The organism is Halobellus sp. LT62 (assembly GCF_037031285.1).
Classification (GTDB): domain Archaea; phylum Halobacteriota; class Halobacteria; order Halobacteriales; family Haloferacaceae; genus Haloquadratum; species Haloquadratum salinisoli.
Window position 1 is genome coordinate 306,011 of the sequence record NZ_JAYEZO010000002.1, and the last position, 22,177, is coordinate 328,187.

Here is a 22,177-nt window from a genome sequence, read left to right on the forward strand (position 1 = left end):
GATTTTCGGACGTTGGAACGGCTTTCGGACGCTGGAACCGTTTTTCGAACGGCGGTTGGCTACTCGGGGACGTCGTACGCGTACACTACTGCGTCGACCGCGCGTTCCCCTCCTTCAATCTCGTAGAACCCCGATTGCCGACCGATCTCCTCGAACCCTACCGATTCGTACAGCGACCGCGCGGCGTCGTTGTCCACGGCGACCGTCAGGGTCAGCCGCGCCCCCGGCTCCCGATCCGCAATCACCGCTCGGAGTAAGGCCCGGGCGCGCCCCTCCCGGCGATACGCCGGGTGGATCGCCACCTCCGCGATGTGTGCGTCGCCGATGACGAGCACATAGCCGACCGGTCGGTCTGTCCGTCCGCCGCCGGCGACGGAAACCAGACAGGTCCCGAGCGCCGGCACCGACGCGAGCAGCTCCGGCGCGGGCGCGGCGAGATACGACTGAAGCTCGGTGAGGGCGTCGAGATCGGCCGAATGCGCGGGACGGATCATAAGGGACGGGACGTGGTTAGCGAGCGGACGTGAATGCGGGTGGCTGCGAACGATTCACAGGAGCGCGAGGGCGGTGACGGCGCTGACGACCGCACCGACGAGCGTCGCCGCGAAGTTGACGGCCTCGTTGCCGAACGCGGGGCCTTCGATCGTCGCTCCGAGGACGCTGTCGGCGGTCATTCCGAGGAAGCCACCGACGGCGATGACGGTCGCGCCGAACGACGAGACCCCCGGGAGGAGAGCCAGTGCGACGACGGCGACGACGGCCGCACCGAGAAAGCCGAATAGCTCTCCCTGCCACGTGACGCCGCCGTCGGTGCCCGGCGAGACGGGTTCCAGCGTCGTGATGAGTCGGGGATTGTCGTAAAGGCCGCCGAGCTCCGAGGAGAGCGTGTCGCTCAGGGCGGCCGCCATCGATCCGGCGAAGGCGTACTGGAAGATCACCCCGTCGATCGGGACCGACCGACTCGCGGCGAAGCAGATCACGCAGAGTACGGCGACGGCCGCGTTGCCGAGGACGTTTCCGGTCCCCCTCGCTCCCTCGTTCTCTTCTGCGATGCCGCGGCGTTTCTTCTCGTCGTACTTGTACTTCGTCGAGAGCGAGCCGACGCCGAAGAAGCTGATCAGGACGGCGAACCAGCCGATCCCGCCGAAGACGATCACGAGGAGTCCGAGGAGGACGCCCGAGAGCATTCCGGCGACCGAGGCCGCCCCGAGCGCGTACGAGACGTATCCGAGGCCGACAGTGACGGCGAGCGCGGCGGCTACGTCGACCGTTCCGACCGAGACCGCGAGCGCGTCGAACAGCCACAGCAAGAGCCCGGTCGAGAGCATCACGAGCGGGTCGTCGCGCTCGAAGAGCATCTCCCGGAAGAGCGCGGCGACGAGCGTGCCCGCAACGGCGAGAAAGACGAACCGAGGGGCGAGAATCGGCGACTGCGACAGTGCGGCCACTGCCGCCTGTCCCCCGACCCCCGCGACGCTTCCCGCGACGATGAACCCCGTCGCGCCGAGGAACGGGTTGTCCGTCGACTCGGCGACGAGGCGCTTGCCGAGGTTCCCGTACGCGAGAACCACCACCGCGGCGACGAACAGCGAAACGGGGAGGCCGATTTCGGTCGCCAACAGCGCGAGTCCGGCGGCCGCGAGCGCGAATCCGGTGAGCCCGTTCAGCCGCCCCTCGCGTCTGTCGGCCGGTCGGGCGAAGAGCTCGAACAGCGGCCCGTCCGTCACGCCGAACGCCGCGACGGCGGCGATCACGGCGAACGGAGCGAACGCCGCCCGCCCGAGCACCGGGGCCGCGAGTGCGAGGGTCCCCACCAGGGCGAATCCGCTCGCCCGCCGGAGCGTCGGTTGCACACCCCCGGATACCGCCGACGCGCACTTAACCCTCCCGACATCGCGTCCCCCGATTCCGCGGCCGTCTCAGAGCGTTTCTGTCACCTGCTCTGCGCTCGCGACCTCGGGAATGATCACCTCGTCGGCCCCGGCGCGTCGCGCGAGCGCCTCGTACATCTCGTCGCCGACGCGAACGATCTCTCTGACAGTCGGGGCGATCTGACTCGCGGCCATCGCGATCTGGATGTTCGCGTTCGAGTCGTCGATCGCGCCGACGACGGTGGCCGCCCGTTTGACACCGGCTTCCCGAAGCACCTCCTCACGGCGCGCGTCGCCCTGAATCGCCAGCAGATCGTCGTCGAGCGCGCGCTGGAACTCCGCGTCCGCCCGCTCGATCACGACCACCTCGAGATCGTGGGTCTGCAAGGCCCTTCCCACCGTCTTTCCGAACGTCCCGTATCCACAGATGATGATATGCCCGTGCAACTGGTCGATGTCGCGTTCGATCTGCATCTCTCGTAACTCCGATTGAATCCGTCCGCCGAAAGCCGCCGAAAACACGGTCTCTCCGATCCAGAGACCGACGACGATGAGTCCCGATAACACGACGACGGCGTAGCCTTTCGTCAGCGTCTCCGGGCCGCCGTGCGCTTGGAAGTGCAACTCGATGCTCGTCGGATCGAGGAGCCAGAACAGCGCGTCGACCACGCCGACACCGCCCAGCGAACTGAACCCGATGACGCCGAGCGTGACCACGGCGAGAAACGCCGCAACCGGCCGTAGGAGCCGCCGCATCAACGGTCGTCCGAGGATCGCCCGGAGCGACTGCCCCGGCTGTGGGGTCACCGTTCCCACCGAGCCCCGCTCGACTCTCGGATGGTGGTTTCTGTAACGCACACTGATACTCTGAATTTATCCGACATCGTGTTCTTATTTCCACTATTAGTTCATTGAAGGGATATAATAGCGCTTTCTATGACACGAACGAACACGAAAGAGCGTCGCATCGGACGGGTCGACGCGCAACCGAACCCGGAGGCATATAGCCCAGCGGGACGCACGCCCTCGCGTGGGACTGTACGACCGCTATCTCGCCCTCCGGCACCGGCTTCACGACGCCGACGCGCCCGCGCACGTGGCCGTCGTCATCACCGAGCGCGACCTCCTCGAACAGGGCGCATACGAGACGCTCTCGACGTTTCTGGGCTGGGCGTTCGAGTACGGCGCGACGCGCGTCACCGTCTCGGTGAGCGTGCTCGACGAGGCCGTGATCCCGACGCTCTCGCGGGAGTTGCGAGCGATCGACGCCCCGCGCCCCGTCGCCGTCCGCGAACCGGGCGACACCGAGCGCGCCGACGCGCCGATCCGCATCAACATCGGTCTGGGGGGCAAGCGGGAGTTCGCTGCCGCCGTGCGACGGATCGCCGAGTCCGTCGAATCGGGCGAACTCGCGCCCGAGGACGTCGACGCCGACGAGGTCGAAGAGCGGCTGGTGTTCGACGACGAGCCCGATCTGTTGATCAAGACGGGTGCCGAGCGGCTCTCTGATTTCCTTATCTGGCAGTCGGTCTACTCCGAACTGTACTTCACCGACGTCAACTGGCGGGACTTCCGCAAGCGCGACTACCTCCGCGCGGTCCTCGACTATCAGAACCGACAGCGTCGGTTCGGTCGGTGACGCCCCGGGGCAGGCGTCGCCCCGCGGCCGCTCAATCCGCGCGCTCGCCGGTTTCTGCGCCGCGCTGGCGTTCCAACTCGGCCGCGACCTCGCGAGCGCCCGCGGAGGGAAGCTTCGTTCGGAGCCGTCCCGCGACCGTCCGCGCGTCGGCGAGCTCTGTCTCGGCCACCGCGCGGAGGAGCGCGACGGCGCGCTCGGTGCGGGAGTGCTGCCACGACTGCTCGCGGGACTCGTAGGTCCGGAGGCCGCGGAGGAAGTCGGCCTTCGAGAACTCCGGCCAGTACGGCGCACAGAAGTAGACCGCCGCCTCGTTGCCGTTGGCGTGCCACGGGAGGAAGTTCGAGGTCCGCTCGTCGCCGCCGGTGCGGATGATGAGATCGACGTCTCGGGTCGTGTGCTCGGAGAGGCGGTCCTCGACGACGTCGACGTCGACGCTCTCGGCATCGATATCACCGTCAGCGACGTCGCGAGCGACGGCTCTGGCCGCGCCCAACAGTTCCGATCGACCACCGTACGCCAGCGCGATGTTCAGTCGGAGTGAGTCGTACTCGGCCGTCCGCGACTCGGCGTAGTCGACGGCGTCGCGGACCCGCTCGGGGAGCCGCTCGACGTCGCCGATCGCGCCGATCCGCACGCCGTTCTCGTGGACCCGGTCGGCGTCGGCGAACTCGTAGAGCTTCGACTCCAGCAGGTCGAAGAGCGGCTCCAGTTCCTCCTCGGGACGATCGAAGTTCTCCGTCGAGAAGGCATACAGGGTGAGCTCTTCGACGCCGAGGTCGTCGCACCACTCCAGCACCCGCTCGGTCGTCTTCGCGCCCTCGCGGTGGCCCTCGGGGGCGTCGTCGCCGTGTTCGCGGGCGTATCGCCGGTTCCCGTCCTGAATGATCGCCACGTGGGTCGGCGCGGTGTCGAGCTGTCGGCGGAGCATCCGCTCGTAGGCGTCGGAAACGCGTCGATGGAGCCACCGCATCATATCTACTCGCACTCCGCCCTCGGGTATGTGTCTTTTCGTTGTGACCCCTCCGGGCTCCGGTCGCGACCGCACGTACCGGATTCCGGTCGTCACCGCACGCGCGGATGCGACACGGTTTTGCCGCATCCCGAGGAATCGGTTCGTATGATCGGGAGACAGTTCCTCCGCGAGAACCCCGACGTGGTTCGCGCGGCCCTGGAACACAAAGGCGTCGAGGACGTCGATCTCGACCGCGTCCTCGCCGTCGACGAGGAGTGGCGCGAGCTCAAACAGCGCGGCGACGACCTGCGGCACGAGCGCAACGAGATCTCCTCGAAGATCGGCGACCTGAAAGCCGCCGGTGACGACGAGGCCGCCGAGGAGGCCATCGAGCGCTCCCAAGAGCTCAAAGCCGAACTCGACGACGTCGAGGCCCGCGCCGAGGAGCTCGAGGCAGAACTCGAAGCGTCGCTGCTCGAAATCCCGCAGATCCCCGACGACGACGTGCCGATCGGCGAGGACGAAGACGAGAACGTCGAGCGCCGCCGCGAGGGGTTCGACGACCTCCGAACGCTCCCCGAGGAGATCGTCCCGCACTACGACCTCGGCGAGGACCTCGAAATCCTCGACTTCCAGCGCGGCGCGAAGGTGACCGGCGGCGGATTCTACTTCACGAAGGGCGACGGCGCGCGCCTCGAACACGCGCTGATCCAGTTTATGCTGGACATCCACCGCGAGCAGAGTTACGTCGACGTCTTCCCGCCGATTCCGGTCAACTCCCGCTCGATGACCGGGACCGGACAGTTCCCGAAGTTCACCGAGGACGCCTACCGGATCGGCGGCGCGAACGAGGAACCGTGGGACGACGACGACCTGTGGCTCTGTCCGACCGCGGAGGTGCCGGTGACGAACATGTACCGCGACGAGATCCTGCTGGACGAGGACCTGCCGCTGAAGCTGCAGGCGTACACGCCGAACTTCCGTCGGGAGGCGGGAGAGCACGGCACCGAGACCCGCGGAATCGTCCGGGTCCACCAGTTCAACAAAGTCGAGATGGTGAACTTCGTCCGGCCGTCGGAGAGCGAGGAGCGCTTCGAGGGCCTCGTCGACGAGGCCGAGGAGGTGCTCCGACGCCTCGAACTCCCCTACCGCATCCTCGAAATGTGCACGGGCGACCTCGGCTTCACCCAGCGCAAGAAGTACGACATCGAGGTCTGGGCTCCGGGCGACGAGATGGACGACGGGCCCGACGAGGGCGGTCGCTGGCTCGAAGTCTCCTCGGTCTCGAACTTCGGCGACTTCCAGGCGCGGCGCGCCGGCCTCCGCTTCCGACCCGAGCGCCACGAGTCCGCGGAGTACCTCCACACCCTGAACGGCTCGGGGCTCGCGATTCCGCGCGTGATGGTCGCGATTCTCGAATACTACCAGAACGACGACGGGACGGTGACGGTCCCCGAGGCGCTCCGTCCGTATATGGGCGGTCTCGAAGTCATCGAGGGCCACGATCCCATCGGCGAATCCGCGGTCGGTGCCGGCAAGCGGGACTGACGCCCGCAGAACGCACCTATCCGTTCGGTGACTCCCCGTTTCGGACGCGTAATGACCCATTAAACCCCGAGATTCGGCTTAATCGGGTTGAATCAGGAGCGCACTGTCGACCCGTTTCTTGGGCTCCTGACGGATACAACGAGTCGTGATCGACCGAACGCCGGACGAAAGACCGAACGGGGCGGGAGCGTGGCAAATCATTGCACACCACGACTTCGACGGACAGACGGAACTCGACGCGACGATCGTGACCGCACTCGACGAGGAACGGTGCTGTGAGGACCCGCCGCTTTACTCGGTCGTCGACACGGAACCCGCGGAGCGCTTTCTCCGCTCCGTCGACGGCGACGACGCCAGCGTGGTCTTCGCGATCGGAGAGCGGACGATCCGCGTCAGGGCCGACGGTACTGTCGCTGTCCGAGACGACTCTCTGTCGCCGAAGTGATACGGCGGTGTCGTCACGACGAACCGACCTTCCTCACCACGACGAACCGCTTTTCTCTCCGGGCCACGTTTCGCGGGTGTGGACGTCGACGATTCCGGATCAGCCGCTGACGACGCTTTGGGACTCACGGACGCCTCGGCCGCCGACAGCGTCGCTGTCGATCCGTCGCTCCACGTGCGCTATGAGGGCGACGACGACCCCGAGAAGTGCACGGCGCGCAAACTCGCCCGCTTCGACCTCGTCGAGTTGCACCGTTCGGACCGGGCGACTCCCTACGGCGTCGTTCTCAACCCACACGCCGAACAGGCGCTCTCGCCCGCCGATGCGACCTACGACCGACTCGTCGCGCTCGATTGCTCGTGGGAATCGGCCGGCGAGGCGCGGTTTTCACTCCCCGGCGAGCACCGGGCGCTGCCTTATCTCGTCGCGGCCAACCCGGTGAATTTCGGCCGGCCGATGCAGTTGACGACCGTCGAGGCGTTGGCGGCGGCGCTCGCGATCTTCGGCCGTCGCGAGCGGGCCGAAAAAATTCTCTCGAAATTCACGTGGGGGCACACGTTCCTCGAACTGAACGACGAACCGCTGCGTCGGTACGCCGACTGCGCGGACTCGTCGGCGGTCGTCGCCATACAGCAGGAGTACCTCGATCGGGGCGCGGACAGTTGATTGTCCCGGCCGCCGCTACCGGTTGAAGAAGCCGCCGATCGCCCCGCCGATCGCGCTGTCGAGCGCGAACAGGACCGTGATCACGACCCCGACGAGGAACACGCCGGCACCGCCGAGAACCCCGCCCAGCGGCCCGCCAGCGAGCCCGAGCAGGCCGCCGAGCAGCGCGGCGAGGATCGACACCACGATCCCAGACACCGATCCGGCCACCAGCCCGTTCCACGCGCCGTTGCCGACGCCGCCGGCGATGTAGCCGGCGACGACGCCGCCGATGAGCCCCGCGCCGACCTGCCCGACGATCGGGAGCCAGAGCCCGAACGCGCCGACGATCACCATTACGAGGAAGCCGATCCCGACGGCCCGCCAGTTCGTGTTCATACCCGGAGAGAGAATCCGAACGGGCAAAACCCCCGCGGACGGCCGGGAGAACTCACCGCACACGGGGACCGAACGGACGCGCTTTTACGGTTCGGCCGAGTAGAGGCCTCAATATGATTTTCGAGTCTCTTCCGACGACGCCCCGGTCGGAGGAACTTATCGATAAGGCGTTCTCGCGGGCGGCCCGCACGGGTCGTGCGAAGTCCGGGCTGGAGGCCCAGCAGTCGATGCTCCAGACGGCTTCCTCGATCCTCTCGGACAACCTCGAGAACGTCGTGACGCAGTGGCCCGACTTCGGGACGGTCGACCCGTTCTACTACGAACTCGCCGACGCCATCGTCGACGTCGACGAACTCAGACAGAGCCTCTCGCGGGTAACGTGGACGAGTCGACAGATCGACGAGCTCCGTCGGGAGTACCAGCCGAAGGTTCGCAAGACCGATCCCGAAACCGCCCGAAAGCACCGGAAGCAGGCGTTCGCCCGGATGGCCGACCTCGTCGAGGACGTCGCCGACGACCTCGAACGCATCGGCGAGGCCCGCGACGCGTTGAAGGTCCTTCCGGACATCCGACCCGACGAGCCGGCCATCGTCGTCGCCGGCTACCCGAACGTCGGGAAATCCTCCTTCGTCAACGGCGTCACCCGCGCGAAAAACGAGATTGCGCGGTACCCGTTCACGACGAAGGGCGTCCACGTTGGTCACTTCGAGCGCGATCGCGTGCGCTATCAGATCATCGACACGCCGGGGTTACTCGACCGTCCGGAAGAAGAGCGCAACGACATCGAGCGGCAGGCCGTCAGCGCGATCGAACACCTCGCCGACGCCGTCGTGTTCGTCCTCGACGCCAGCGAGGCGTGCGGCTACCCGCTTTCGGCGCAACTGGAACTGCGCGACGCCGTCGAGGCGCGGTTCCGCGAGCGCGACGTCCCGGTGCTCACCGTCAACAACAAGAGCGACCGCTCGCGCGACGTCGAGGCCGACCTGCATATGAGCGTCGAGACCGGCGACGGCGTCGACGACGTGCTCGACGCGGCGGTCGAAGCCGTCGGGTGGGAACCCGATATTCCGCCGTCGCGGCAGGAGTGACGGCGCTTCGCCTGTTTTCGCCGCTATCTGGGTTACTGCTCAGTCTTGGGGTTACTGCTCAGCCGCCCTGTAGGTGACGTCGACCGTCGCTGAGACCGTCACCGATCCGGCGTCGAACTCGGTCGGGACGCCGCCGCTGTCGGCGGCGGTCGCGCGCGTCTCGTAAACCGGCGAGTAGCCGCCGCCGGTGGAGGCGGACTGGACGCCCGTGACGGTCAGGTCGGCGGCCGCGGCGATGGAGTCGGCGTCGGTTCGCGCGGCGTCCATCGCGCGCTGGAGCGCCTCCTCGCGGAGCTCTTCGCGCTGGTCGTCGCTGAGCGTGAAGCTCACGCCGTACACCTCGCTCGCGCCGTTTTCGATTGCCGTGTCGACGACGCTCCCGGCCTCGTCGGGAGTCGTCTCGATGCGGTAGGTGTGGACCGCTTCGTAGCCGGTGATCTCCCGATCACTGTCGGATCTGGGCTCTGCGATCGGTCGGATCCGGTAGCTCTCGGTCGTCACCGCGTCGTCGTCGACTCCGGCTTCACGGAGTGCCTCGCGCATCGTCGCGGCGCTCGCGGCGACGTCTTCGCGGGCGGCGTTTGCGGTGTCAGCGCGGGCGGTGACGGCCACGGTCACGACGGCCAGATCGGCGTCGGCGGACACTTCGCCGCTCCCGCTGGTGGAGATCGTTCGGACGTCGTCTGTCGGTATTTCCCCTCCGGCAGTCGTCTGTAAGGGCGCGCTGCACCCGGCGAGGAGGACGAGCGTTGCGATTGCGACCGTTGCGAGACCAAGTCGACGGTTCATACCCTCCTGTTCGTCGGCATCGGTATTCAACGCACGCTTGACACAAGTGACTCTTTGCGTTTCCTCGCGGCAGTAACTTTCCTCGTTGCAACCGCGCGGAGCGCACACTGAGCCGTGGAATCACCCGTTCGCGCGCTCGACGGCGACGTACCTGATTTCGACGTCGACGTCCGTCTCATCGAACGGCCCCAACGGCTCCGGGGCGAGTGCGCTGACCCGATCACGGATCCGCTCGGCGACCGGTGGCGGCGACGCTGACGGGGGGTACCCGACGGTCACGACGACCGTCCGCGGCGTCTGTAGGGGGAACCCCTCGTACGTCACGTCGAGGTTCAGGAGCGTCGCTTCCGGCGGAAGCTCCGATTCGATCGCGGCAGTGGTGTCGCTCTCGAAGTCGGCGGTGCGGTAGGAGCTGTACGTGAAGGCACCGAGCAGGCTGGTGAGGAGGAGCAAGACCACCGCGAGCGCGGCGATGCGCTTGATCGTCGCCGAGCGGGCCTCGTCCTCGCGGAACCAGAGCTTCGGCCGATAGCCCATCCGCCAGAGGACGACGAGCGCGACGAGGTTGATCGCGAGGATGTTCACGAGCACGAGGACGGCCGATCCGATCACCGACTGCGGTTCGCCCCACGCGATACCGATGCCGACGACGGCCGTCGGCGGGACGAGCGCCGCGGCGATCATCACGCCGACGAGCGCGGAAGAGACGCCGGAGGCGAGCGAGACGGCCCCCGCGGCACCGGCACCGAGCGCGATGACCAGCGAGAGCACGTCGGGTGCGAGCCGTTCTCTGACCTCGCCGATCGCGAACACCTCTTCGGCGGTGAGCGGGACGACGTTCGTAACCCGGACGAGGATCGCGAACAGCGCGGCCGCTCCGACCGCCAGTACCGCCCCGAGTGCTTGCAGCTTGACGCCGCGGAGCGCCATCTCGCTGTCGTCGACAACGGTCCCGACGCTCGCTGCCATCGCGGGTCCGATGAGTGGCGCGATAACCATCGATCCGACGACGACGGCGGGCGAATCGAGGAGGAGCCCGGCGGTGGCGACGATGGCGCTCACGGCGGTCATCAGCACGTACGGACGAACCGTCGGTGCCATCTCGTCGGCGCGCGCGACGAGTTCCTCGCGGGCGATCCGGTCGCCGTTGCCCGTCTCCTCCTCTTCGACCTCGTAGCGTTCCTCCAGCGCCTCGAACTGCTCGGAGACGACGGTCTCCGCCTGAACGACCACAGTGTAGGAGTCGCGCTCGATGCCGACACCGCGGAGCTCGTCCAGTATCGGTTCGACCGCGGCGATCGGGAGCGGAAACGTGACGACGGCGTCGTCGTTGCGGCCGCTGCTCTCGTCGGTTACCGCGTAATCGACGCCCTCGTCGTCGAGGACGTCCAGCACCGCCTCTCGCTTCCCGGACGGCACCTTCACCTGTACGAGTCGCACGTCTGTCACTCTCCGCGGCGGAGTATGAATCCGGCGGGTCGTCCTCGCCTCGTTTTCGGGTACTGTCCGGTCGTAGTGGCGAACAGCCGACACCCGCGTCGACGACGCTCCCCGCGCGTCGCCTGTTTCCCGCGCCGACGTGCCGGACAACCGCTATCCGGCGCGGGGTCGAACCTACGTCACGGGGGCACTGCCCGCGTCTTCGGTTATAAACTCTCGGCGGCCTCGCCCAAGCACTCATACCGATCCGCGGCGGAGTACCGGACGATGCGGCGAGTCACGGCGGCGAACGTGTTGACGCCGTTCGAGCGGGGCGTGCGGCCGCTGGTGTCTCAGCACCGAGCGCTCGCCGCGCCGATCACGGATCTGCTCACGATCGTCGTTTGCGGCGTCTACGCGATTCAGGCGGCTCAGACCACGCTGTGGGGCGTTTCCTCGGTGTTCGAGACGACAAATTACGTTTACGTCCGTGCGCCGTGGCTCGCGTGGACGGTGGCTCCCCTTTTGCACGGCGGGTTGACGCACGTCGTTCCCAACGTCCTCACGCTGTTCGTGTTCGGTCGAATCACGGAGGCCCACCTTTCGAGACGCCGATTCGCCGCGATGGTCGTCCTCGCAGCGGTGGGATCGATCCTCGCACTCGTCGGGTGGAGCGCCGTGTTCGCGAGCGGCTCTTACGTGGCCGTCTACGGCATCAGCGGCGTCGTCTTCGCGGCCGCGGGGTTCGCGCTCGTCCACCTGCCGCGCCACGGCCGGGTGATGGACCTCGAGCTGCTCGCCGTCCTGTTCGGCGTCTGCGCGGTGGCGCTCGTGGCCGTCGAGAGCATCGTCGCGCTGGCGTTTCACACCCCGGCGGGGATCAACGTCGGCCACGCGGCGGGACTCCTCGTCGGCGTCGCCACCGCGCTCGTCTCGCCGGTTGGCGAGCGCGTTTGTCCGTCGCGAGCGGATCCATCTGAGGAGTAGAATTATCACTGATCACCCCCTTCGTGGGGACGATGGAGGACAGCGAGTACGACGAACTCACCTCGTCGCTGACGCCGCACGAGTCGGCGGGCGGGGTGACGACGTATCGGAACACCGTGAGCATCGCCTGTCCCGCGTGCGGTGACCCGTTCGACGACTTGGTCATCTGCGAGGACGAGTACAACAGCCTCGAACTCAGTATGCTGCTCGATCTGTGCGTGACGACCCACGAGGACGAGATACTCCTCTTCACGCACAAGCACTAGAGTAGCCGCGTGCGAGCCGACGGGCGAGCGCGTCGGCGCAGGTCTCAGTCCTCGCGCAGGTCGATCCGCTCCGGCGGGAGCCCCTTCTCGTTGACGACGTTCTCGTCGTCGTCGACGGTGACGACGCCGCGGTTGTTGACCGCGTGCGGATCGAGGTGAACCTCCTCTAAGAACTGCTTGTAGAGCCGCTCGGCGGTCTCGCCGTCCTTCTGGCGCTCGGAGGCGCGGTCGCAGAGTTCGATCAGGTCTTCGGGGACGTCGTTCTCGTGGACGATCCAGTGGTTGATGAGATCCGAGAGTCGTCGGATGGGAGAGGTGAAGTGCCCGTAGATGTCGAAGTTCAGCGCGTAATGGCCGCCGAAGGGGTCGTTCATATACTTCGCGCGAGGCATCACCTTCAGCACGGCGCGCTGGATCTTGTTGAGCGCCCGCGAATCGGAGTTTTCGAGCGCGTCGTTGACGGCCTTCCGGGGATCGTCCCACGACGCCCCGGAGATGTTCACGCCGTCGAGTTCGGTGATCTCCCGAAGCGCCTCGTCCCACTGGTCAGGCGTCGGCTGGGGGTGCACGCGGTACATCGCCTCGACGCCGCGGTTCCACATCAGCTCGTGCGTGACGGCCTTGTTGGCCTTCAGCATACACTCCTCGATGATCGTGTGTGCGCGGTCGCGACTCGGGTTCAACACCAGCGACCCGTCCTCCTTGCGCTGCTCGTGGAGCTGGTCGGCGAGCTCGTAGACGAGGGCGTTCTCATCGTGCAGCGGCGCGTCGGGATCGTCGAGGCGGTTCTCACACTGCGTGTACGTCAGCCGCTCGTTCGAGTGGATGACCGACTTGTAGATGTCGACGGTCTCGAACGACAGCGTGTCCTTCTTGATCTCCATTTCCACCGTGTGCGCCAGTCGGTCCTCCTGCGGCACGAGCGAGCAGACGGTCTCGGCGAGCACCGGCGGGAGCATATGGATCGTGTACCCCGGCAGATAGACGGTGTTCCCGCGCTCGACGGCCTCGGCCCACATCTCGGAGTCGGGGTGGACGTAGTGGGTGACGTCGGCGATGTGAACCCACAGCGTGTACGTCTCCTCGTTCTCGCGGATGCTGATCGCGTCGTCGAAGTCCTGTGCGTCGATCGGGTCGGTCGTCCATGTCGTGAGGTCACGGAGATCCTGTCGGTGTTCCAGTTCGTCTTCGATCTCCGTTTGGATGTCTTCGGTCCGCGATTTCGCCTCCGAGCGGACCGCCGGCGGGAACTCATCGCGGATCCCGAACTCCTCGAAGAGCTCCTCGCGCTTTTCTTCTAACTGCCGGGCGACGTCGATAGAGATCTCGACGGGGCCCTGCCCCTCGGCCGTCCCGGCCTGTGACTGCGCGTCGTTCGACATATCGGCTTGTACTTGTGTGAGGTAGTTAGTCGTGTCGCACCGATACTACAGCTCTCGTGTGTGATCCACATATGCAACGGAGATCGCGAACACCTCGGAAGCCCCCGCGTTCCGGTCCCCCCCGGTCGGCACTTCGTCGGCCATCGGCCGCCGATACACGGCCACCACCGAGTCCCGTACGAAAACGCCATCGCGTCTCCGAATCCGGTTGTCGCGTCCCGACACTCCCGGCCTCTCCGATCGCAAACCGTACCGGTTTATTCCCCCCGCGCCAAACCCGGTTCCGTGTCTCGCTTTCGCCTCCCCGCTGAAATCCGGCGTGGCGTCCGCGACGTGGCCCCGCTGTTGATCGGCATCGCGCCGTTCGGACTCGTCGCGGGCGCGGCCGCGGTCGACGCCGGCTTGACGCCGCTGCAAGCTGTCGGGCTGTCGGTCGTCGTCTTCGCGGGCGCGTCGCAGTTGGCCGCGATCGACCTCTTCGGCAGTAACGCGGAACTGCTGGTCGTCGTCCTCACGGGCGTCGTGATCAACCTCCGAATGCTGATGTACTCCGCGTCGATCGCCCCGCACTTCCGCGTGCTGCGCTCGGCGTGGAAATCGATCTGCGCGTACGTGCTCACCGATCAGGCCTACGCGCTCTCGATCGCGCGCTACACCGACGCGGAGGCCGAGTTGGATCCGCGCGAGCGACGTCACTACTACCTCGCCGTGGGGGTGTCTCTGTGGATCGTCTGGCAGTGCTGTACGATCCTCGGAATCGCCGTCGGCGCGCGCGTCCCCGACTCGTGGGGGCTCGCCTTCGCCGTGCCGCTGGTCTTTCTCAGTCTCCTCATTCCCGTGATCACCACGAGACCGAAGGCGATCGCCGCCGTCGTCGGTGGGAGCGTCGCGGTCGCCGGCGACGTGTTCGCGGTCCCCTTAGATCTCGGACTCGTCATCGGTGGGCTCGCGGGCGTCCTCGCGGGTGTTCTCGCCGACGAGTGGCTCGCGACGTCGGCGCAGGAGTCCGACCTCGGGGGTGGACACTGATGGCGGCGGAGTACAGCCCGCTGGGCGTCTGGGCGGCGATCGTCGCCCTCGGTGCCCTCACGTTCGGGATCCGCGGGTCGTTCATCCACCTGTTCGGCCGAATCGAGAACGTCCCCGACAGAGCGATGAACGCGCTCCGATTCGTGCCGCCGGCGGTGTTCGCCGCGCTCACTGTGCCCGCGTTCGTCGCCCCCGAGGGATCGATCGCGGTCGTCGGCAACGAACGACTCGTCGCCGGCCTCGTCGCCGCCGCGGTCACGTGGTACCTCGACGACGTCTTCGCGACCATCGTCGCCGGGATGGCGACGCTGTGGATCCTTCGGTTCGGCGTTTGAGCCGGGTGAGCAGTAGGATCGCGACGTCTCCGTCGTAACCTCTCGGCGCGTGTTTCCGGGTTGAACGCCGGACAACGCTAAAACCCCACCCCCTGTAACTTTAATTCACGTCGGCGTCTGGGTGAGCTATGAACTGGCGGGACGCGGAAGCGGCGTACGACGACGACGTCCTCGGCGAGACGACGCTGGCCCGGATGTTCGAAGAGAGCGCGGCGAGAAACGCGGAGGGCGTCGCCCAGCGGTACAAGGGGGGAATCTACGACAGATCGCTCGTCGCTGCCGACGCTGTGCCGACGGCCCCAGACGGCGAGTACGCCGGCCTGACGTACACCGAGATGCGCGATCTCGTCCGGCGACTCGCGGCCGGTTTCGACGACCTCGGCGTCGATCCCGGCGACCGAGTCGGTATCCTCTCGGACACGCGGATGGAGTGGGCTCAGACCGATTTCGCGCTGCTCACCCTCGGCGGCGTCGTCACGACCGTCTACACCTCCTCTTCGGAGTCGCAGATCCGCTATCTCCTCTCCGACCCCGGCGCGAGCGGGGTCGTCGTCGAGAACGCCGAACTGCTCTCGCGCCTCCTCGCCGTCGAGGACGACCTCGATCTGGAGTTCGTCGTCGTCGTCGACGAGATCTCCGACGGGAGCGGGATGGCCGGGGCGGTCCGCGACCGCGACGACATCCACACGCTCGGCGAGGTCTACGCCCGCGGTGCGGCCGCCTTCGGCGAGGGTGACGTCGACGAGGGCGACGTCGAATCGTGGCTGGCCGCCCGCGACGTCGACGACCTCGCGTCGCTCATCTACACGTCTGGGACGACCGGGCAGCCGAAGGGCGTCGAACTGACCCACCGGAACTTACGGTCGAACGTCGATGGGTGCTACCGGCGGTTCGGTCCCAATCCCGACCGGACCGGCGGGACGATCTCTCCCGACGCCACGACGCTGTCGTTCCTCCCGCTCGCGCACGTCTTCGAACGACTCGCCGGACACTACCTGATGTTCGCCGCCGGCGCGACCGTCGCGTACGCAGAGAGCCCCGACACGCTCCGGGAGGACTTCCAGTTAGTCCGGCCGACGGTGGGGACGTCGGTCCCGCGCGTCTACGAGAAGCTCTACGATGCGATCCGCACGCAGGCCTCCGAATCGAGTATGAAACGCCGGATCTTCGAGTGGGCCGTCGACGTCGGACGCGCCCACCAGTCGACGGATGATCCGGGTCCGCTGCTCTCGGCGAAGCACCGACTCGCGGACCGGCTGGTCTTCGAACAGGTCCGCGAGGCGCTCGGCGGCCGGGTCGACTTCCTCATCAGCGGCGGCGGCAGCCTCTCGCCCGAGCTGTGCCGCCTGTATCACGCGATGGGGCTGCCGATCCTCGAAGGGTACGGCCTCACCGAGACGTCGCCGGTCGTCACTGTCAACCCGCCGGAAGCGCCGAAGATCGGAACGATCGGCCCGCCGCTCGTCGGCGTCGAGGCCCGCCTTGATCAGTCGATCGTCGGCGACGACGTCGGCGCGGACGGCGAGGTCGGCGAACTGCTCGTCCGCGGGCCGAACGTCTCCGCGGGCTACTGGAACCGTCCGGAGGAGACCGCGAGGGCGTTCACCGAGGACGGCTGGTTCCGCACCGGCGACATCGTCGAGCGCGACGCCGACGACTATCTCCGGTTCCGCGAGCGGGCCAAGCAGCTCTTGGTGCTCTCGACGGGCAAGAACGTCGCGCCCGGGCCGATCGAGGACGCCTTCGCGGCCAGCCCCGTGATAGAGCAGTGTCTCGTCGTCGGCGACGGCAGGAAGTTCGTCTCCGCGCTTCTCGTCCCGAACTTCGAGGGGATCCGCGAGTGGGCCGAACTCGAGGGGATCGACCTCCCCGAAGAACCCGAAGCGATCGCCCGCGACGACCGCGTCGTCGACCGCATCCAGCGGGAGGTCGACGCCGCCAACGAGGCGTTCGAGCCCTACGAGCGAATCAAGCAGTTCCGCGTGCTCTCCGAGGAGTTCTCGGAGGCCGACGACACGTTGACGCCGACGATGAAGAAGAAGCGCCGGAACATTCTGGACCGCTACGCCGATCAGATCGAGATGCTCTACGAGTAGCGGACGCCGACGCCGTCCGCTCCGCTTCGAGGCGTAGCTTTATACGGTATCGAGCCGCCGAAACAGAGGTATGGAGGATCGATAGTGGCGGCAGCTGGCGGCGGGAGTCTGCTCCCGATCGTGGCGGCGATCATCGGGATCGGCGTGATCGCGCAGATCCTCGCGGACCGGTTCCAAGTCCCCAGCGTCGTCTTTCTCATCGCCGCCGGCGTCCTCCTCGGTCCCGAGGTGCTCGGCGTCGTCGGCCCCGACTCGTTCGGGAACGCGCTGGGCGCAATCGTCGGTCTCTCGGTGGCGATCATCGTCTTCGAGGGCGCGTTCCACCTCCGCGCCGAGAAGCTCCGGGAGGCACCGGAAGCGACGCTGAAGCTGGTCACGGTCGGTGCCGCCGTCGCGCTCGTGGGGACGGCCGTCGCCGTTCACTTCCTCCTCACCGCGCCGTGGGACATCTCGTTTCTCATCGGATCGCTCCTCGTGGCCACCGGGCCGACGGTGGTCACGCCCATCCTCGACGTGGTTCCCACGCGCGACCGCGTGGCGGCCGCCTTGGAGACGGAGGGCATCGTCAACGACGTGACGGCGGCGATCCTCGCAGTGGTCATCTTCACCGCGATAAACGTCGGAATCGACGATCCGCTCCCGCTTCTGACGTTGTTCGCCGAACGGCTCGGCGTCGGCGTCGTCGTCGGCGGCGTCGTCGCGGGGCTGCTGGTTTATGCGCTCCGGTACGTCGACCTCTCGCCCGGGAACGCGCCCAGAAACGCCCGACTGCTCGTTCTCGCAGGGGCGCTCGTCGCCTACGGCGCGGCCGACACCATCGCGACCGAGGCGGGCGTGGCGGCCGTCGCGACCGCGGGAGTCCTCCTCGGCAACACCGACATCCCGTACGAAGAGGAGATCTCGGCGTTCAAAGGCGACGTGACGCTCGTCGTCCTCTCGTTCGTCTTCATCGCGCTCGCGGCGCTGCTTCGCTTCGATGTGCTCGTGACGATCGGCCTCCGCGGACTGCTGGTCGCCGGTATCGTCGCGCTCGTCCTCCGCCCGGTGCTCGTGTTCGCCTCCGCGAGCGGCGATCGGTTCACCACCGGCGAGAAGTGGTTTATGAGCCTCGTCGGGCCGCGGGGCATCATCCCGGCGTCGGTCGCGACGCTCTTCGCGATCGGGCTCCGCGACGCGGGGCGAACCGCGTCGGCGGACCTCCTCGTCGGAACCGTCTTTCTCGTCATCCTCGTCACCGTCGTCGTCGAAGGCGGCTTCGCCCGACAGATAGCCGAATACCTCGACATCATCCCCATGCGCGTACTCATCATCGGAGGCGGGAAGGTGGGCCGAACGCTCGCCGAACGCCTCGAAGACCGCGGAGAGAACGTAGTGCTCATCGAAGAGAACCAAGCGGTCGTCGAAACCGCCCGGAACGCCGGGTTCACCGTCCACCACGGCGACGGGACCGACACGGAGGTCCTCCGATCGGCGGGTGCTGGAACGGCTCGGATCGTCGTCGGCGCGACCGGCGACGACGACGTGAACCTGCTCGTCGCGCAGTTGAGCAGCTCGAAGTTCGACCCCGAGACCGTCCTTGCGCGGGTGAACAATCCCGACAACGCCGAGGCGTTCGAAGAGCTCGGTGTCCGGACGATCTCGGCGACGCGAGCGACTGCGGAGGCGATGGACAACTACATCGAGCGCCCCTCGATGATGGACTGGATGGGCGAGATCGGCCACTCCGGCGACATCCAAGAGGTCGAAGTCACCGCCGAAACGGTGCTCGGCCGCCCGTTACGGGAAATCGGTCCCGAGCTCCCGGAGGACTGCCTGATCGCGCTCGTCCAACGGGACGGGGAGACGCGGGTCCCGCACGCGGAGTTCACGATCGAGCGGGGCGACCGCGTCACGATCATCGGCGGTCGCGAGGAGGTCCGCGAGGCGATCGAACTCGTCAACCCCGACCGGTAGCGACGGGCTCGTCTACGGGCGGAGCAGGCGAAGCCGGCCTACCGAGAGAATTCGATCGCTGCGCCCTGCCCGAAGCCGACGCAGAGCGTCGCGAGCCCGCGCTCGGCGTCGCGCTTTCGCATCTCGTGGATCAGCGTTACGGGGAGGCGCGCGCCCGACGCACCCAGCGGATGCCCGATCGCGACCGCGCCGCCGTTGACGTTGTACTTCTCGGGGTCGACGCCCAGTTCCCGACGCGCGTAGACGCACTGGCTCGCGAACGCCTCGTTGAGCTCGACCAGATCGTAGTCGTCGATGCCGCGGCCGGCGCGCTCCAGCAGATTCCGCGTCGCCGGGACCGGGCCGATCCCCATCACCGTCGGATCGACGCCCGCGACGGCGTTGGTGCCGACGTCCGCGAGGATATCGAGGCCGTGCGATTCGGCGAACGCCCGTGAAGTGACGAGGGTCGCTGCCGCGCCGTCTGTCATCTGTGAGGAGTTGCCCGCGGTGACCGATCCGTCACCGGTGAACGCCGGCGAGAGTCCCCCGAGCGCTTCGAGGGAGGTGTCAGGTCGGATCCCTTCGTCCTCGGTGACGGTACCCGATTCGGTCTCTATCGGAACGATCTCGTCGTCGAAGCGACCCGATTCGGTCGCTTCGGCGGCCCGCTGGTGGGACCGAAGCGCGTACTCGTCTTGGGCCTCCCGGGAGACGTCGTACTCCTCTGCGACCTTCTCGGCGGTCATTCCCATCTGGAGCTGGAAGACGTTGTACTTCTCGGAGAGTTCCGGGTGGAGATGTTGGTATGAGTCGCCGTCCATCGGCACGCGGCTCATACTCTCGACGCCGCCGGCGATAACGCACTCGCGATTGCCCGCGGCGATGGCGTCGGAAGCGGAAATGATCGCCTGCATCGACGAGGCGCACCAGCGGTTGATGCTCGTCGCCGGGACGCCTTCGCCCAACTCCGAGAGGAGGGCGATCACGCGGGCGACGTTGTTGTCCTGCTCGCCGCGCTGCTGGGCGACGCCCCACATCAGATCGTCGACGGCGTCGCTCTCGATACTGTTCTCCGCGAGAATATGGTCGATCAGCGCGACGGAGAGATCTTCGCTCCGGACGTCCGCGAACACGCCGCCCGCCTTTCCGAACGGGGTTCGGTGAGCGGCGACGATGACTGGCGTTGGCATACTACTCGTTCCCGTCGCCGTCGTCATAAAAGGGGTAGAACGCGAGAAACCGTGCCGGGAGTTTTCGATTCCGTACCGTGCCGACCCAGCGACGTTCCGACGCGCTTATGCGAGTGAGACGGCAACGTGTTTGGGATGAGTAACCGGGCTCTCGAAGTCGTAGAATTTCTCCTCACGGCGCACCTCTACAGCGACAACCGTGATCTCGACGAGAACGATCTGCCGCCGCGGTACCGACGGGTCTTCTGGACGGAACCGGACGACGAGGACGAAGACGAAAACGACGACGGACCGAACGTCGTCGGCATCGAACGACCCCTCGTCGTCACCGACAGCGTCGCGCGGAAGGCGACCGGCGTCGAACACCCGTGGGAGACGGTCTCAGATCTGCTCTTCACCCAGCGCGAGGAGTTCTCCGGCCGGATCTCGCTGACGCAGCCCGAGATGGCGATCGAGTGGTTCCTCGACCGCGCCGATCGCGAACGACTGGAGACGAACCCGACGATCGCGGCCGCCGTCGAGGGGCGCGAGGGCGTCGACGTCACGCACGCCGAAGCGCGCGAGCACACCCGGCCGATTCAGGCCGACCGCGTCTGGATCGACAGCCTCCTTGAGGAGTACTTCGACGAGGAGGAGGACGCCGAGATGCTCGATCTCGTGCAGGTGCGCGCGCCCGAGGAGATCGAGATGACGCTCGAGGACCTCGTCCTCACCGGCGATCAGGAGGGGGAGATCCACAAGCTGATGCAGGCGATCGAACACCGCGAGTACCTCGCGGACATCGGCCTCCGCGAGATCGGCAAGATCCTCTTCGTCGGCCCGCCGGGGACCGGGAAGACGACCGTCTCGCGCGCCCTCGCGCACGAACTCGGACTCCCGTTCGTCGAAGTGAAGCTCTCGATGATCACGAGCCAGTACCTCGGCGAGACGGCCAAGAACGTCGAGAAGACCTTCGAGGTCGCGAAACGGCTCTCGCCGTGTATCCTCTTTATCGATGAGTTCGACTCCGTCGCGAAGACGCGTCGCTCCGACGAGCACGCGGCGCTGAAGCGCGCGGTCAACACGCTCTTGAAGAGCATCGACGACATCTCCCTGATCCGCGACGAGGTGATCCTGATCGGTGCGACCAACCACCCCGATCAGCTCGACGCGGCGGCGTGGCGGCGCTTCGACGAGATCGTCAACTTCCCCAAACCGGACAGTCAGATGCGCGCGGATATCCTCCGGATCATCACTCGTCGGATGGACATCTCCGATTTCGACCCCGAGGCCGTCGCCGAGCTGACGGAGGGCCTCACGGGGTCAGATCTCCGGATGGTGCTTCGGGAGGCTGTGTTGGAAGCGCTGACCGAAGAGCGGATGACGCTCACCCAAGAGGACATCGTCGAGGCCGTCGAGGACTTCGAGGAGCGCGACAATCTCAAGAATATGGATATGATGTCGGACGGCGACCAGCTCGTCGCGGGCGACGGCGACGACCACGATCACTCGCACGATCACGATCACTGATCCGATGGCAGCGAATCGGGTTGTCGCTCCCGAATCATTAACAACGCGGCAGGAGTGCGGCCGATATGGTCCCGTCGATCACGACCGTCCTCCTCGGTCGGAACCGAACGGCTCGTCACCGATACGTCCTCGTCGCGCTCGCTGTTGGTTCCTTTTTCGCGACGTTCGCGGGATACGCACTCGGGATGTTCGACGTCTCGGGCGGAATCGTTTGGATCCCGTTCTATGCCGCGGTCGTCGGGATGATCGCCGCCGGCTGGGTCGGTTACCATCGGGCGGGGTTGGTGTTCGGGTGGGTCGTCACCTACACCTCGCTGCTCGGCTGGCACGCCGACTGGGCGCTGTACGCGATTTCGCGTCGGCCACTCGCTGACCGGATCGCCTATTTCGTTCGACCGGACGGATTGGCGTTCCTGGCTGTCCAAGCATTCATTCTTGGAACGCTCGCGTTCATTCTGGGCCTTCTGGTTCGATGGGGATCCGCATCGCTCCGGAGCGAGACGAGTCCGTTCGTCGGCGACGAGTGAACGGCTCGGAGGTCCTCCCCACCGCGATCCCGGCCGAGTGAGTCGACGGCGGTGGATTCGACGTCGTACACGTTCACACGGACGATCCGCGCGCAGCACCGTCGTCGGCGATGCATCCGGTTCCAG

22 protein-coding genes are annotated in these 22,177 nt (G+C 66.9%); 13 read left to right on the forward strand and 9 right to left on the reverse strand.

The window, feature by feature from the left end:
• Positions 1 to 59 precede the first annotated feature (59 nt).
• The 3 genes from U5919_RS10840 to U5919_RS10850 form a co-directional block, all read right to left on the reverse strand.
• Positions 60 to 494 (reverse strand): GNAT family N-acetyltransferase, encoded by a 435-nt coding sequence (locus U5919_RS10840; RefSeq protein ID WP_336024253.1) that lies wholly within the window; start codon positions 492 to 494, stop codon positions 60 to 62.
• A 54-nt stretch (positions 495 to 548) separates the two neighbouring features.
• Complete coding sequence (locus tag U5919_RS10845) at positions 549 to 1,853, reverse strand: DUF92 domain-containing protein (protein ID WP_336024255.1); 1,305 nt, start codon at positions 1,851 to 1,853, stop codon at positions 549 to 551.
• Between the two features lie 66 nt (positions 1,854 to 1,919).
• A complete protein-coding gene (locus tag U5919_RS10850) occupies positions 1,920 to 2,627 on the reverse strand; it encodes a potassium channel family protein (protein WP_336024257.1) in 708 nt (235 codons plus the stop codon).
• A gap of 274 nt (positions 2,628 to 2,901) precedes the next feature.
• On the opposite strand from U5919_RS10850, the gene U5919_RS10855 reads away from it, so the two are divergent.
• Positions 2,902 to 3,510, forward strand: coding sequence for an undecaprenyl diphosphate synthase family protein (locus U5919_RS10855; protein ID WP_336024258.1), 609 nt, complete (start codon positions 2,902 to 2,904; stop codon positions 3,508 to 3,510).
• Positions 3,511 to 3,541: 31 nt separating this feature from the next.
• On the opposite strand, the gene uppS is transcribed toward U5919_RS10855, so the two are convergent.
• Complete coding sequence (uppS, locus tag U5919_RS10860) at positions 3,542 to 4,483, reverse strand: polyprenyl diphosphate synthase (protein ID WP_336024259.1); 942 nt, start codon at positions 4,481 to 4,483, stop codon at positions 3,542 to 3,544.
• A 144-nt stretch (positions 4,484 to 4,627) separates the two neighbouring features.
• On the opposite strand from uppS, the gene serS reads away from it, so the two are divergent.
• The 3 genes from serS to U5919_RS10875 all read left to right on the forward strand — a co-directional run bounded on the left by serS (position 4,628) and on the right by U5919_RS10875 (position 7,121).
• Complete coding sequence (serS, locus tag U5919_RS10865) at positions 4,628 to 6,010, forward strand: serine--tRNA ligase (protein WP_336024260.1); 1,383 nt, start codon at positions 4,628 to 4,630, stop codon at positions 6,008 to 6,010.
• 145 nt (positions 6,011 to 6,155) lie between these two features.
• A complete protein-coding gene (locus U5919_RS10870) occupies positions 6,156 to 6,455 on the forward strand; it encodes a HalOD1 output domain-containing protein (RefSeq protein WP_336024262.1) in 300 nt (99 codons plus the stop codon).
• A gap of 117 nt (positions 6,456 to 6,572) precedes the next feature.
• Positions 6,573 to 7,121, forward strand: a complete 549-nt coding sequence (locus tag U5919_RS10875; RefSeq protein ID WP_336025568.1) for a DUF367 family protein — start codon at positions 6,573 to 6,575, stop codon at positions 7,119 to 7,121.
• A 15-nt stretch (positions 7,122 to 7,136) separates the two neighbouring features.
• Here the strand turns inward: U5919_RS10875 and U5919_RS10880 are convergent, their stop codons facing one another.
• Complete coding sequence (locus U5919_RS10880) at positions 7,137 to 7,499, reverse strand: DUF5518 domain-containing protein (protein WP_336024263.1); 363 nt, start codon at positions 7,497 to 7,499, stop codon at positions 7,137 to 7,139.
• A 113-nt stretch (positions 7,500 to 7,612) separates the two neighbouring features.
• Here U5919_RS10880 and U5919_RS10885 point away from each other — a divergent pair, with 113 nt between their 5' ends.
• A complete protein-coding gene (locus U5919_RS10885; RefSeq protein ID WP_336024264.1) occupies positions 7,613 to 8,587 on the forward strand; it encodes an NOG1 family protein in 975 nt (324 codons plus the stop codon).
• Positions 8,588 to 8,638: 51 nt separating this feature from the next.
• Here the strand turns inward: U5919_RS10885 and U5919_RS10890 are convergent, their stop codons facing one another.
• Both U5919_RS10890 and U5919_RS10895 read right to left on the reverse strand, forming a co-directional pair.
• Positions 8,639 to 9,376 (reverse strand): SIMPL domain-containing protein, encoded by a 738-nt coding sequence (locus U5919_RS10890; RefSeq protein WP_336024266.1) that lies wholly within the window; start codon positions 9,374 to 9,376, stop codon positions 8,639 to 8,641.
• Between the two features lie 120 nt (positions 9,377 to 9,496).
• Positions 9,497 to 10,816: a TIGR00341 family protein gene (locus tag U5919_RS10895; RefSeq protein ID WP_336024268.1), complete on the reverse strand. Its 1,320-nt coding sequence runs from the start codon at positions 10,814 to 10,816 to the stop codon at positions 9,497 to 9,499.
• 267 nt (positions 10,817 to 11,083) lie between these two features.
• Here U5919_RS10895 and U5919_RS10900 point away from each other — a divergent pair, with 267 nt between their 5' ends.
• Together U5919_RS10900 and U5919_RS10905 are read left to right on the forward strand one after the other, a co-directional pair.
• Positions 11,084 to 11,782: a rhomboid family intramembrane serine protease gene (locus U5919_RS10900; protein ID WP_336024270.1), complete on the forward strand. Its 699-nt coding sequence runs from the start codon at positions 11,084 to 11,086 to the stop codon at positions 11,780 to 11,782.
• A gap of 32 nt (positions 11,783 to 11,814) precedes the next feature.
• Positions 11,815 to 12,048 (forward strand): DUF7385 family protein, encoded by a 234-nt coding sequence (locus U5919_RS10905; RefSeq protein WP_336024272.1) that lies wholly within the window; start codon positions 11,815 to 11,817, stop codon positions 12,046 to 12,048.
• A gap of 44 nt (positions 12,049 to 12,092) precedes the next feature.
• Here U5919_RS10905 and U5919_RS10910 read toward each other — a convergent pair whose 3' ends face one another.
• The gene (locus U5919_RS10910; RefSeq protein WP_336024273.1) at positions 12,093 to 13,430 is read right to left on the reverse strand and encodes an RNB domain-containing ribonuclease; all 1,338 of its coding nucleotides are present in this window, start codon (positions 13,428 to 13,430) and stop codon (positions 12,093 to 12,095) included.
• Positions 13,431 to 13,715: 285 nt separating this feature from the next.
• Between U5919_RS10910 and U5919_RS10915 the strand changes: the two genes are divergently transcribed.
• From U5919_RS10915 to U5919_RS10930, 4 genes are all read left to right on the forward strand, one after another.
• Positions 13,716 to 14,459, forward strand: a complete 744-nt coding sequence (locus U5919_RS10915) for an AzlC family ABC transporter permease (RefSeq protein ID WP_336024274.1) — start codon at positions 13,716 to 13,718, stop codon at positions 14,457 to 14,459.
• On the forward strand, positions 14,459 to 14,794 hold the full coding sequence (locus tag U5919_RS10920) for an AzlD domain-containing protein (protein WP_336024275.1): 336 nt from the start codon (positions 14,459 to 14,461) through the stop codon (positions 14,792 to 14,794). The genes U5919_RS10915 and U5919_RS10920 overlap by 1 nt, the downstream gene beginning before the upstream one ends.
• Before the next feature lie 128 nt (positions 14,795 to 14,922).
• Positions 14,923 to 16,890: an AMP-dependent synthetase/ligase gene (locus U5919_RS10925; protein ID WP_336024276.1), complete on the forward strand. Its 1,968-nt coding sequence runs from the start codon at positions 14,923 to 14,925 to the stop codon at positions 16,888 to 16,890.
• 84 nt (positions 16,891 to 16,974) lie between these two features.
• Positions 16,975 to 18,843, forward strand: a complete 1,869-nt coding sequence (locus U5919_RS10930) for a cation:proton antiporter domain-containing protein (protein ID WP_336024277.1) — start codon at positions 16,975 to 16,977, stop codon at positions 18,841 to 18,843.
• Between the two features lie 38 nt (positions 18,844 to 18,881).
• Here the strand turns inward: U5919_RS10930 and U5919_RS10935 are convergent, their stop codons facing one another.
• On the reverse strand, positions 18,882 to 20,015 hold the full coding sequence (locus U5919_RS10935) for a thiolase family protein (RefSeq protein WP_336024279.1): 1,134 nt from the start codon (positions 20,013 to 20,015) through the stop codon (positions 18,882 to 18,884).
• 135 nt (positions 20,016 to 20,150) lie between these two features.
• Between U5919_RS10935 and U5919_RS10940 the strand changes: the two genes are divergently transcribed.
• Positions 20,151 to 21,524: an ATP-binding protein gene (locus U5919_RS10940; protein ID WP_336024281.1), complete on the forward strand. Its 1,374-nt coding sequence runs from the start codon at positions 20,151 to 20,153 to the stop codon at positions 21,522 to 21,524.
• Positions 21,525 to 21,589: 65 nt separating this feature from the next.
• Positions 21,590 to 22,051, forward strand: a complete 462-nt coding sequence (locus U5919_RS10945; RefSeq protein ID WP_336024283.1) for a hypothetical protein — start codon at positions 21,590 to 21,592, stop codon at positions 22,049 to 22,051.
• The last annotated feature ends 126 nt before the right edge of the window (positions 22,052 to 22,177 follow it).

Bases quoted from the DNA above. Each gene is read 5' to 3' on its own strand.
- U5919_RS10905 (WP_336024272.1), top strand. From the start codon at position 11,815: ATGGAGGACAGCGAGTACGACGAACTCACCTCGTCGCTGACGCCGCAC.
- U5919_RS10945 (WP_336024283.1), top strand. From the start codon at position 21,590: ATGGTCCCGTCGATCACGACCGTCCTCCTCGGTCGGAACCGAACGGCT.
- U5919_RS10940 (WP_336024281.1), top strand. From the start codon at position 20,151: ATGAGTAACCGGGCTCTCGAAGTCGTAGAATTTCTCCTCACGGCGCAC.
- U5919_RS10935 (WP_336024279.1), bottom strand. From the start codon at position 20,015: ATGCCAACGCCAGTCATCGTCGCCGCTCACCGAACCCCGTTCGGAAAG.
- U5919_RS10885 (WP_336024264.1), top strand. From the start codon at position 7,613: ATGATTTTCGAGTCTCTTCCGACGACGCCCCGGTCGGAGGAACTTATC.
- U5919_RS10880 (WP_336024263.1), bottom strand. From the start codon at position 7,499: ATGAACACGAACTGGCGGGCCGTCGGGATCGGCTTCCTCGTAATGGTG.
- U5919_RS10910 (WP_336024273.1), bottom strand. From the start codon at position 13,430: ATGTCGAACGACGCGCAGTCACAGGCCGGGACGGCCGAGGGGCAGGGC.
- U5919_RS10900 (WP_336024270.1), top strand. From the start codon at position 11,084: ATGCGGCGAGTCACGGCGGCGAACGTGTTGACGCCGTTCGAGCGGGGC.
- U5919_RS10840 (WP_336024253.1), bottom strand. From the start codon at position 494: ATGATCCGTCCCGCGCATTCGGCCGATCTCGACGCCCTCACCGAGCTT.
- U5919_RS10920 (WP_336024275.1), top strand. From the start codon at position 14,459: ATGGCGGCGGAGTACAGCCCGCTGGGCGTCTGGGCGGCGATCGTCGCC.
- U5919_RS10890 (WP_336024266.1), bottom strand. From the start codon at position 9,376: ATGAACCGTCGACTTGGTCTCGCAACGGTCGCAATCGCAACGCTCGTC.
- uppS (WP_336024259.1), bottom strand. From the start codon at position 4,483: ATGATGCGGTGGCTCCATCGACGCGTTTCCGACGCCTACGAGCGGATG.
- serS (WP_336024260.1), top strand. From the start codon at position 4,628: ATGATCGGGAGACAGTTCCTCCGCGAGAACCCCGACGTGGTTCGCGCG.
- U5919_RS10925 (WP_336024276.1), top strand. From the start codon at position 14,923: ATGAACTGGCGGGACGCGGAAGCGGCGTACGACGACGACGTCCTCGGC.
- U5919_RS10850 (WP_336024257.1), bottom strand. From the start codon at position 2,627: ATGCGGCGGCTCCTACGGCCGGTTGCGGCGTTTCTCGCCGTGGTCACG.